Annotated in this window: 10 protein-coding genes; 5 read left to right on the forward strand and 5 right to left on the reverse strand. The window is 40.1% G+C overall.

The features are described from left to right. Positions 1-580 precede the first annotated feature (580 nt). Both rmuC and ND6B_RS11860 read left to right on the forward strand, forming a co-directional pair. Positions 581-2,050, forward strand: a complete 1,470-nt coding sequence (gene rmuC / locus ND6B_RS11865) for a DNA recombination protein RmuC (protein WP_033103179.1) — start codon at positions 581-583, stop codon at positions 2,048-2,050. Between the two features lie 104 nt (positions 2,051-2,154). Beyond that, a complete protein-coding gene (locus ND6B_RS11860) occupies positions 2,155-2,952 on the forward strand; it encodes a DODA-type extradiol aromatic ring-opening family dioxygenase (protein ID WP_033103180.1) in 798 nt (265 codons plus the stop codon). A 75-nt stretch (positions 2,953-3,027) separates the two neighbouring features. Here the strand turns inward: ND6B_RS11860 and ND6B_RS11855 are convergent, their stop codons facing one another. Then, positions 3,028-3,891, reverse strand: a complete 864-nt coding sequence (locus ND6B_RS11855; protein ID WP_033103241.1) for an MBL fold metallo-hydrolase — start codon at positions 3,889-3,891, stop codon at positions 3,028-3,030. Between the two features lie 104 nt (positions 3,892-3,995). On the opposite strand from ND6B_RS11855, the gene ND6B_RS11850 reads away from it, so the two are divergent. Together ND6B_RS11850 and ND6B_RS11845 are read left to right on the forward strand one after the other, a co-directional pair. Further along, positions 3,996-4,883: a LysR family transcriptional regulator gene (locus tag ND6B_RS11850; protein ID WP_033103181.1), complete on the forward strand. Its 888-nt coding sequence runs from the start codon at positions 3,996-3,998 to the stop codon at positions 4,881-4,883. Between the two features lie 134 nt (positions 4,884-5,017). Further along, positions 5,018-7,354 carry a S9 family peptidase gene (locus ND6B_RS11845; RefSeq protein WP_033103182.1) on the forward strand — a complete coding sequence of 779 codons (2,337 nt, stop codon included), beginning with the start codon at positions 5,018-5,020 and terminating at the stop codon, positions 7,352-7,354. A gap of 169 nt (positions 7,355-7,523) precedes the next feature. Here ND6B_RS11845 and ND6B_RS11840 read toward each other — a convergent pair whose 3' ends face one another. Both ND6B_RS11840 and ND6B_RS11835 read right to left on the reverse strand, forming a co-directional pair. After that, positions 7,524-8,498, reverse strand: a complete 975-nt coding sequence (locus ND6B_RS11840) for an alpha/beta hydrolase (RefSeq protein ID WP_013462777.1) — start codon at positions 8,496-8,498, stop codon at positions 7,524-7,526. A gap of 450 nt (positions 8,499-8,948) precedes the next feature. Further along, positions 8,949-9,260, reverse strand: a complete 312-nt coding sequence (locus tag ND6B_RS11835) for a hypothetical protein (protein ID WP_008110823.1) — start codon at positions 9,258-9,260, stop codon at positions 8,949-8,951. 109 nt (positions 9,261-9,369) lie between these two features. Between ND6B_RS11835 and nhaR the strand changes: the two genes are divergently transcribed. Next, positions 9,370-10,263: a transcriptional activator NhaR gene (gene nhaR, locus ND6B_RS11830; protein WP_033103183.1), complete on the forward strand. Its 894-nt coding sequence runs from the start codon at positions 9,370-9,372 to the stop codon at positions 10,261-10,263. A gap of 69 nt (positions 10,264-10,332) precedes the next feature. Here the strand turns inward: nhaR and ND6B_RS11825 are convergent, their stop codons facing one another. Both ND6B_RS11825 and ND6B_RS11820 read right to left on the reverse strand, forming a co-directional pair. Continuing rightward, positions 10,333-10,707 carry a hypothetical protein gene (locus ND6B_RS11825; RefSeq protein WP_033103184.1) on the reverse strand — a complete coding sequence of 125 codons (375 nt, stop codon included), beginning with the start codon at positions 10,705-10,707 and terminating at the stop codon, positions 10,333-10,335. 65 nt (positions 10,708-10,772) lie between these two features. Beyond that, positions 10,773-11,582, reverse strand: coding sequence for a sulfite exporter TauE/SafE family protein (locus ND6B_RS11820; protein ID WP_033103185.1), 810 nt, complete (start codon positions 11,580-11,582; stop codon positions 10,773-10,775). Positions 11,583-11,615 lie beyond the last annotated feature (33 nt).

An 11,615-nucleotide genomic window follows, 5' to 3' on the forward strand; every position in this document is an offset into this window, starting at 1 on the left:
TAAAAAATCATGACGAGTTTTTGAACTTATTTAAATTGTAGGCGTCTATTAATATGCTTGGTTAAATTGCAGTTTCTCCAAGCTTTCATGTTGATATCCCATATAGTAGTTACTAGACATAGTAATGATTAAGCCAGCCAGTAATGCGCTGGCTTTTTTTTGCTTTTAAAAATATTTATTTTTTATTTAATTTATTTTGAACTAATCACAAATGGCTGGGTCTATTATTATGCTTGTAGTTGATGTGTTGTTATACAAGTTTCATGTTGATTTCCCTGTTTGATTACTAATTTAGTAATATTGAGCCAGCTTTATTAGCTGGCTTTTTTTATGCCTCAAATTCAACTTTTTTAAAATTATTTTGAACTAATTTAATCAGAGCGCGTCTACTATTATGCTTGTAGTTGATATGTTGTTTTACAAGTTTCATGTTGATTTCCCTGTTTGATTACTAATTTAGTAATATTGAGCCAGCTTTACTAGCTGGTTTTTTTTATGCGCTTAATTTAGTGTTTTACCCTACTGCTAAAGAGCGTAATTCGTTATGATGGCATGTCACTAAATTTTAAAAGTTTATTTTATGTTTACTTCGTTTTTATCCCATTTAGATTGGTTAAGTGTTGGTACTGGCGCTATAGCCGGTATGGCTATTTTCAGCGTTGTATCAGTCCAGTTAAGCAAAAAAATAAAGCGCCAAGTGAGTGAGCAGCAACAACAGTTATTGTTATTACAAAGCCAGTATGAGCATACGCAAAATCAATATGCCTCTTTAGTGGAAGAGCACGACTTGTTAGGGCTTACTCATCAAGAGCAACGTGATCAGGCGCAACATTTTAAAACGCGATTAACTGAGCAAGAAAAACAAAGTCAACTTTATAATCAATATTGGCGTAAAGCCGAAGCCGAGCTAACCGCCCTGCGCGAGCAATACAATCTGCGCGATGTCGAGCTTAATAATATACGCACTACCCTTGAGCAAAAGCAGCAACATTTCAGCGAGCAACTCGCCCATATAGAGCAAAGTAAAGAAACGCTTAAAAAAGAATTCGAAAATTTAGCCAATCAAATCTTAGAAGAAAAATCGCAAAAATTTAAAACCCTCAATCAAGAAAGCATAGAGCAGTTACTCAAGCCGGTTCAAGGTGAGCTAAAAGGCTTTAGAGATAAAATGGAATCTATTCACGTTGAAGACTTAAAACAACGTGCTGCACTTAAAACTGAGCTGCTTCATTTACAAGCCAAAAGCCAAGCCATTACCGAGCAGGCTGACAAACTAAGCAATGCCTTACAAGGGCAAAAGAAAACCCAAGGTAATTGGGGCGAGTTAATGCTTGAAAACGTGCTTGATAGCGCAGGCTTGCGAGCAGGTACTGATTATAAACGAGAAGTGTCGTTTAATACCGAAGACGGCCGTTTGCGCCCTGATGTGGTGGTGTATTTACCCCAAGGTCGGCACTTAGTGATTGACGCAAAAACATCGTTAAATGCCTATACCCGTTATGTAAATGCCGAAACAGAGCTTGAGTCTCAACAAGCGATTAAAGAGCATGTAAATGCCGTAACTGCCCGTATAAATGAGTTGGCCAGTAAATCGTATGACCGTTTACCAGGGATAAACTCGCCTGAGGTTGTTATTATGTTTGTACCGATTGAATCCGCCTTTGTAGAAGCACTTAAATACCAAAGCGACATTTACCAGCAAGCAATCGAAAAAAACATTTTGGTTGCTACTCCTACTACCCTGCTAACCAGTTTAAATATTGTTAAGCAGTTATGGCGCTTTGAAGAGCAAACTAAATATTCAAAAGAGCTGGCTAATCGTGCTGAGCGTTTTTACAGTAAGCTCAACGGCTTTTTAACCAGTATGGAAGGGGTGGGTAAACAGCTCGATAAAGCCAAAGAAACCTACGATAAAGCATTTTCTCAGTTATACCGTGGTAAAGGTAACTTAATTAAACAAGCCTCAGAATTTAAGGAGCTGGGTGTATCGGTGCAAAAAGAGTTACCTCAAGAAAGCGTTGAACGCGCTCACTTAGAGCTTGATGAATAAACACCACATATAATATTTGCGCACTGAGGTTGTGCGTTTATGTGGCTAGTTATTTACTAACTGCGCAGGCACTATAATAATATCTGTCCTTTAGGATTAACCACATGCAACGCCCAACTGTTTTTTTCATTTCTCATGGTGGCGGCCCAATGCCATTACTAGGTGATGCCAACCATGCAGAAATGCGAGCCTGCTTAGAACAAGTTGCCGCTACAATCCCAAAGCCTAGCGCTATTTTAATGATCAGCGCGCATTGGGAAGCTCAACCAATTAGTATAACGGCGCACTCTTCACCGCCGCTTATTTACGATTACTATGGTTTTCCTGAGCAGGCGTACCAATTAACTTACCCTTGTACTGGCCAGCCGCAACTTGCTAATTTAGTACAACAAGCGCTCGCAACACATAATATTGACTCAAAACTCGATCCACAGCGTGGTTTTGATCACGGTATGTTTGTACCGTTAAAAATTATGTATCCAGAGGCCGATATTCCCTGTGTGCAAATATCCTTGCACCCAAGCCTTGATCCGCTGTTGCATGTTGAAATTGGTAAAGCGTTGCAAAGTATTGATTACGATAACTTATTAATTATAGGCTCAGGCTTTACCTTCCATAATATGCGCGCTTTTGGTGTTACCCAATCAAGCGATGTTAATCAGCAAAATCAGGCATTTGAAAATTGGCTGGTAAGCACAATCGCAGATCAAACATTAACCGAGCAGCAGCGTGAACAGCAATTATTAGCATGGCAGCAAGCTCCAGCTGCACGCTTTAATCACCCTAGAGAAGAGCACTTGTTACCGCTACATGTATGCTATGGCGCTGCTATGTGTGCAAGCACTGAGGTATTTGAATTAAATATTGCCAATAAACGAGCCAGTATGTATTTGTGGCAATAATAAAAAACACGCCAGACTTTGCTAGGCGTGTTTTTTGGTTCTACTGTATTTATTACAGTGGTTAAGCGTAAGCAATTACCATTTCATTTCGCCTTTATGAACTTTAGCGCCAATGCTAAGAGCCATAGGTAATACAGCCTCTGGGTATGAGTTGGTCATTTTATCTATCAGCAGCTTACTGCTATCACTACTTTGCTTAGCGTGTGCAAAATCCTTTAAATACTGGATTGAAAAATCAATATTTGCAGCATCTAATTGAGTGCCTGCTTTCATATGCCCAGGGATCACCACGTCAGGGTTGAGTGCTTTCATTTCATTAAGTTGCTTTGCCCATGCATTTTGCTCTGCCTGAGTTTGTGCATCGGCCATCCATAAATGAACATTAGCGTATACAGCCACATTCCCTAAAACAGCTTTATTATCAGGGATCCATAAATATGGGCGATGATTATGCTCACCCTCTGTGCCACGAATTTCAATGGTATGGCCTTCTATTTTTAAGATATTACCATTAAATACCTTAGGTACGACGGGGTTTTTTGGTGCGTTTTCACCCATTTTTGGGGTCCAGAAAGCAAGTTTACCTTTAAGCTTTGCTGCTATTTTTTGGTGCACTGCCGGTGTGGTTATAATCTCTACGTCAGGAAAAAACTGCTGTAACACTTCAGCGCCAAAGTAGTAATCAGGATCGGCTTGGCTAATAAAAATAGTTTTTAGTTGTTTGCCAGAGTCAATTACTTTGGCGGCAATGCGCAGTGCATCTGCTTTGGTAAATCCGGTATCAATTAAAATTGCATCGGTACGGCCATAAACCAGCGTGGCATTAACATGAAAGCTATTGCTGTCAGCGTTATACACATCAAGGGTTAGTGGGGTTTCGTCTGCAATAGCGATATTGCTGGCTAATAGTGTGCTTAGTAAAAGCGTGCGTAGTTTCATGGTATTCTCATCATTGGTTGCTAATGCGAGCATAATAAAGGTTTGATATGTTCAGAAAAACAACCAATAATTAGCATCATTGTTTCATAAATCGTGCAAATACTATGGATAAACTCACCGCAGCACAGGTTTTTGTTGATGTTGCCTACTCAGGCAGTTTTACTGCCACTGCCGATCGGCTTGAAATGTCACGCCCTATGGTTACTCGTCATATTGAGTCGGCAGAGGCCTGGTTAAATACGCGCTTATTGCATCGCACTACCCGTAAAGTAACGCTTACCACCGCCGGCGAGGCCTGTTTACCCGAAATAGAGCAATGGTTAGCACAGGCTAACCGTTTAGTTGAACAAACTAAAAGCCAGCAACAGTTGTCAGGTAAAATACGAGTAGCGACCAGTATGTCGTTAGGTTTTGCACAATTAGCCCCTATATTTACACGTTTTATGAAACGTCACTCTAACGTGCAAATAGACATAGATCTTGAAGACTCAACCACAGATCTAATAGAGCAACGTGTTGATTTGGCAATACGTATTGCAGCCAATCCTGATCCTTCGTTAATAGGTAAACCTATTGCCGAGTGTGAATCTATATTAGTGGCCTCAGCTGATTACCTTGCAGATTATCCGCCAATAACGACACCACAACAGTTAAGCACTCATCAATGTTTAGGCTATAAAAACTTCGACCGATATATTTGGCATTTACACAACGGGGATGAGTTTCAATCGGTTGATGTTAAATGCAATTTAAGTGCAAACGAGGCCACCACATTACTTCATGCAGCTATAGCCGGTGGTGGTATTTCAGTGCAGCCTACGTATTTGGCAAATCAATATATACTGGATGGTCGCTTGCAACGTGTATTAGCGCCATGGACATTAAACCCAATGAAAATATATGTGCTTTACCCTTCTCGTCAGCATTTATCAGCAACAGTAAGAGCACTAATCGACACGCTCAGTGAAGAATTTAAAAATCCAGCATGGTAATTAATTATAAAAGTTTGGGTTTAAACCATAGCTTTGTGCGTTAAGCATGCTGATATTGTGTACGTTATTTTGTTACAGTAAATGTAATAAGCGCCTTAATCCATAAAGGCCAACAGACCCAAGGAACAATAACAATGAATCTGATCAAAACATCGGGCTTGGCACTGGCCATTGTTGCGGGCTTAGGCTTGCAAGCATGTTCAAGTACCAGCATAACAACTAACAACAATGCAGCGATGAGTACCGTGAATAATCCATTAAGCCTAGCGCAAATTTATAAAGATAAAGAATTTAAAACCCAGCGAAGCACTTACTTTAAGTGGCTAGACGATGGTACCGGCTACACTGTGCTTGAAGAGCGCGAAAGCGAAAAAGAAAAAGCAGACGATAACAACGTTGATGATGAAAAAGAGCACGGCGTAAAAGGCAACGACATTGTATTTTACAATGCTGACGGCACAGGCCGTAAAGTACTGGTTGAGTTTGAAAAACTGTTGCCAGAGGGCGCAGACGAGCCATTTGCAATCGAAAGCTATCAGTGGTCAAAAGACGGTAAATGGCTGATGGTATTTACCAACAGCGAGCAAGTTTGGCGCTCTCGCAGTCGAGGGGATTTTTGGTTACTCAACCTTGAGACTAACCAGTTACAGCAATTAGGTGGCTTGGATGTTGAGCCTACTAAGTTAATGTTTGCTAAGTTCTCGCCAGATAGTTCAAAAGTAGCCTACGTGCGCGACAACAACATTTATATGCAAGCGGTTGGCAGTAACGATGTAACCGCGCTTACAACCGATGGCAGCGCCACCATAGTTAACGGTAATTTTGATTGGGTATACGAAGAAGAATTCACCATTGCCGATGGTTTTCGTTGGAGCCCCGACAACAAATCAATCGCCTATTGGCAGCTTGATACCAGTGACGTTAAATTTTTCACTATGATCAACAACACTGACGAACTGTACCCTACCCTTAAAGAATTCCCTTATCCTAAGGCCGGTGAAACCAACTCTGCCGTGCGTGTTGGTGTGGTAAGCCTTGCTGATAAACAAACCCGTTGGGCTGAGCTTGAAGGCGATAACCGCGACCGTTATATTCCGCGTATTAGCTGGGCTGGCACCGGTAATGAATTAATGATTCAAGACTTAAACCGCCCGCAAAGCCATAACAAAGTGTGGTTGTTTGATTGGCAAAAGCAGCAACTGACCAAGATTTTAGAAGACAAAGACGATGCGTTTATCGAATGGTTTTATAAAGCAAACTGGTCAAAAGACGGCGAGTTTTTTATTTGGCATAGCGAACGCGACGGTTGGCGTCATCTTTACCGTGTATCGCGCGATGGCAAAACTATTATCGACCTAACCCCAGGCGATTACGACATTATTGATATGCTGAGCATCAATGAAGATAAAAACGTAATGTATTTTATTGCGTCGCCAAACGATCCTGGTCAGCGTTATTTATACAGCACACCGCTCGATGGCAGCAGCAAACCGGTACGGGTCACACCTGCTGAGTTTGAGGGATCAAACAGCTACTACATGTCAAAAGATGCCTCATGGGCAATGCATACTTACTCAAAATTTGGTACGCCACCGACTAAAGAGATCATTAAAGTGAGCGATCATAGTAATGTAAAAACCTTAGTTGAGAATACAAAGCTTAAACAAAAGCTTGCTGAGCAAAGCTTACCAAAGCATGAGTTTTTTAAAGTAAACGCGCAAGATGGCACCGAGCTTGACGGCTACATTATGTTCCCAGAGAACATGGATAAAAGTAAAAAATACCCAATTGTGTTTTACGTATACGGCGAACCATGGGGTTCAACCGTGCAAGACCGCTGGGAAGGTAACAGTTACTTATATAAATCGTTACTAACGCAAAAAGGCTTTATTGTGGCATCGGTTGATAATCGTGGTACACGTGCACCAAAAGGCCGAGATTGGCGCAAATCGATTTATAAAAAAATTGGTTCTATCACAGTGCAAGACCAAGTAGACGCCCTAGATGCTATGGCTAAACGTTGGGATGTAATAGACACTGACCGCGTTGGCGTGTGGGGTCATTCAGGCGGCGGTAGCTCAACCCTTAATTTACTGTTCCGCCACGGTGATAAATTTAAAGTAGGCATTGCCTCAGCACCCGTGCCAGACATTCGTTTATACGACACCATTTACCAAGAGCGTTATGCGGGTAACCCAAATACCGATCCTGAGAGTTACGATAACACCTCGCCTATTACCTTTGCTAAAAACCTAACCGGTAAGCTGTTGCTTATTCACGGCACAGGCGATGATAACGTGCATTACCAAGGCTCAGAGCGTTTAATTGACGAGCTTGTAAAGCATAACAAGCAGTTTGAGTTTTTCTCATACCCTAACCGCTCACATAGCCTACGTGAAGGCAAAGGCACCACTTTGCATTACCACACTATGATGGCTGATTTTTTTGAAAAGCACTTACTAAACAAGTAATCGCTTTAAAAAAATAAAATACTAAAGCCGCACACTAATTATTATTGTGCGGCTTTTTTAATCAAAGTGTAACGGGGGTTTACAAAGCGTAAGTTGGATAGAGTGCAACGAAACTCAACAATAATAAAAAATGACTTATACACTCAATGTCATCTAAAACAGCCAAGGCTCACCATGTTATTAGCCATTTTTCAATTTCGATAGCATCATCACGATCAAACACCATTAAACTTGAATGAGAGCGAGCATTAAAAGTTATTTTTTTTACTAACTCATTTTGTATAGATGAAAAGTAAGCCGGGGGGGATAGAGAGTCAACATCTGAGTTAATTAACAATACAGGCTTTTTAGTCTCAGTTAATTTAGGCAATAAATTTGTTTCTTGAATGGTTACTCCTGCCTCAAACATTGCCTGGTTAACAATATTATCAATCTCGCTATGAAAAAAATGACTAAGCAAAGGCGATTTATAAGGTAAGTACTCCTTAGCTGCAACGTCAAAACTCATCATTGGGGCAAGTAAAATAGCAGCGTCAACATATTCTGATGATAATAAGTTACTTGCAGTAAGTGCTCCCATAGAATGGCCGACTACAACAGTCTGGTTATTTATTTGATTTAAAAGTGACTCAGCAAGCAGTTCATTTAAAATGCCGTGCTCTTTTGCTGCAAATACAAATGCTTCAGTTGATTCACCATGGCCAAAAAGATCTGGAATAATAACGTTCATACCAAGCGCTCTAAAATAGATAGCTGAAGCCATCATTGCTTCTTTACTGCCCCCATAGCCATGAAGTAATAAAGCAGTGCCTTCAAAACGATTAAATGTGTCTGGTGTCATTCTGTGTGAAATTGTATTTTCTACATTATTACCAGTAGCATGAAGGTTGTAATAAACAGAACTCTCTTGCGAAAATTCGGCTGCTTGATAAGGTTCAGCAGTCAGATATGTAATGCATTGAGTGGTACTAAAAGAGCAAAACTTTTGTTTTTCAAAGCCAATGTCGCTAGGTTTTGCTTTTATAAACTGTGCTTCAGAAAGATAGATACCGGGGTTTGACATGACGTAACTGCCAATTGAAGTACAGCCAGACAAAGAAAATATATAAAGTGTAATTGCTAATAGTTTGGTGAAATTTTCCATTTTCGCTTCATTAGTTAAACTTGAACATCAACACTTTAATTAAGCAGATAACGTCCTATGAGGTGGAGGAGGTTTTAGCCGTTAGTTAGGCATTTTTTATCATTTCAAAGTACCTTAACAGTATCTTCTATCCACCTCAATTTTCTCAAGTAAATAAATCTGTTTGGCATTAAGTAGACACTTGCTTATTAATCAAAACCCAAATTTAGTGCTTAGTTACGACTTTAAGTTACTTTTTTATCAAAGTTTTATGGATTTAGGGGCTGAAATTTCACTCTCTTTTTAATCAAAATGGTGCGGAGGTTTACAAAGCGTTCGTTGGGTTGATTGCAACGAAACCCAACAAGAAAACAGCTCAATAGGCAATAATTAAATCGTTTTTTGCTAAACAAAGTTTGGTATTTAAGAGGCATTAAAAAAAGTAGCATCCTTGCTACTACAAGTGCGATATTAACTGCTTGGTTGCGAAGGTTGATACTTATTAACGAGAATGTGCTGCAAACTTTTAAGAGCCCGCTTTATCGCTTGCAGCATACTTCTTCCTTTTGTATTTACATTAATACTGGGTAGCCCAGGCAAAAGAATATTAATTTTGCATTGCTGCAAAGTGCCGTGGCGCTCACTCGAAAGATCATTTATTTGAATCTCAACTTTACGAATATTTAAAGCATGTTTTGCCAATTGGCTTTTTATCAACTTCAAAAGCGACATCTTTTCACTTGCGTTAATTATCTTATTTTTAACTGTAAGTTTTAGCTTCATGCAATTACACCTTTTAATAGTAACTATGTTGCAGGCATGACTGTAATCTACTAACTTAGTGGCAAAGGAAAAAGCTGATTATTTCTTACTTTAAAACAGGTATTTTCGAATGATTACCAATATTAACTACAATCACTTATATTATTTTTGGCAGGTAAGTAAGCACGGCAGTATTGCAGCGGCGAGTAAAATACTTAATTTAACGCCGCAAACGGTCAGCTCGCAAATTACTAACTTAGAACAACGGTTAGGAAAACCGCTATTTATTCGCCAAGGGCGAGGCCTACAGTTAACGGAGTTTGGCCATGTAACCCAACAATACACTGATGATATGTTTGCTATTGCTCACGAATGGCTAGAAACCACGCAAGGTGATACCACGCAATACTCACGAACGTTAAAGGTGGGTATTTCAGACGTGTTGCCTAAATCACTGGTGTCGAAGTGGCTAGCGCCTTTAATTAATAACGACCGTATTACCAACTTGCACTGTATTGACGGCCAACAAGATGAACTGCTTTCACAAATGGCGATTCATAAGCTCGATTTAGTGTTAGCTGATAAACCACTCGATACTACTTTGCCATTTAAGGCGTTTTGCCATGAAATAGGTAAAAGCCAAATCGCTCTTTTTGGTAACGAAACATGGCATTCGCAACTACATAAGCAGTTTCCGCAGTCTTTAAATAACAAGCCTTTAGTGCTCCCTGCAAAAGAAAGCCCCGTCGCGCGTGCTATTTATTATTGGCTGCAAGAGCAAGAGATTGAAATGACAATAGCTGGCCATGTTGACGACAGCGCATTAATGAAGTCACTCGGTGAGCAAGGGTTTGGTATATTCCCTGCGCCTATTTTGGTAAGAGCCGAAGTAGAGCGCCATTACGGCGTTAATTACATTGGTACAATTGATAATGTTTATCAGCATTATTATGCTTTTACGCCTGACAGGCTAATTAAAAACAGTATTTATGATGAATTTATAAAACACGCGCAAATGACGTAGATTTTAGTTAACCGTCTTAAGATTAACGGGCGTCGGGGTGCGGGTTACGGATCTAAAACCTTACACTTCTCATACTTCAAATAAATATATTAAAAATATCAACAAAGCGATAAAGAATATCGGAGTGAGCAAATAAAATATGATATTGGCTACTATTTTATTGTTATCTCTAAACTTTAATATTTTTTGGCGTGCGGCAATTAAGGCTGGAAATGTAATAAACCCTAGGATACCGATAGCTAAAGTAATAGTAAGTTGCATGATAATAATTTGCCAGTATTGCTCTGGGTCATCAATTAACGATGCTTGTTGATAGTCGCTGCCCGTCGTTCCAAGCTGATGAGCAGTTCCTGTAATTAACCCTATAGTAGGTGATATCAAAAAGAACAAAGCAACACTTAAGATTGTTTTATCAACTTTATCCCTTAATTTAACTATTTTCATAGCATCCTTGCCTTAAAGTTTATTATTTCAAAATATATTCGCAAGCAAGCCTGCGAACTTTAACCTTATCGAGTAAACATATTAATTGCCATTACAATTAATAAGCCGGCAAATATTTTTTTAATGGTTGAAACCGGTAAGTAGTGCGAGGCTTTGGCACCGAGTGGCGCAGTAAACCATGAGGTGCATACAATACCCAATAAAGCGGGCAAATACACAAAACCTGCAAATCCTTCTTTTAGGCTAAATAACTGGCTGCCTGAGCTGATATAACCCATTGAGCCAAACAGCGCTATCACAATGCCTGAGGCCGAGGCGCAGCCTATGGCTTTTTTCATATCAACAGAAAAAAACGTCAGTAACGGCACCAATACTGCCCCGCCACCAATGCCAATCATGGCAGACAAGCCACCGGTTATGGTCGTATAAACACTTAGTAACCCTTTGTTTGGTAACGGGCGCGCTATTGCTGAATCATTCTTACCAGAAAAAATCATTTTTAGTGCAATTAGCACCACACTCACAGCAAACACCAAGCGCACCACATGCTCGGGTAACAGCGCAGCCATAAAGCCACTAATAAGCGCGCCAAAGGCAACGCCCGCCATAACCCAAGGCGCAATATCCCAGGGTACATTGCCATTTTTATGATGCGCAATAGCCGACGATGTTGAGGTAAATAAAATAGAGGCCAGCGAGGTAGCAATGGCAACCACCACCACTTGCTCAGGTGGCAAAGTATTAAAGTGCAGTAATATCATGCTGAGTATGGGCACAATCACCAGCCCTCCCCCTATTCCTAATAGGCCAGCTAAAAAACCAACACCACTGCCAAGTATGGCGCAGTATATAATTAACACTATTAAATCACTCATTCCTTTTGTCTCTTTTTATGTTAGGGGTTGTTA

Origin of the sequence: Pseudoalteromonas sp. ND6B (assembly GCF_000764215.1) — a bacterium.
Taxonomy (GTDB): domain Bacteria; phylum Pseudomonadota; class Gammaproteobacteria; order Enterobacterales; family Alteromonadaceae; genus Pseudoalteromonas; species Pseudoalteromonas tetraodonis.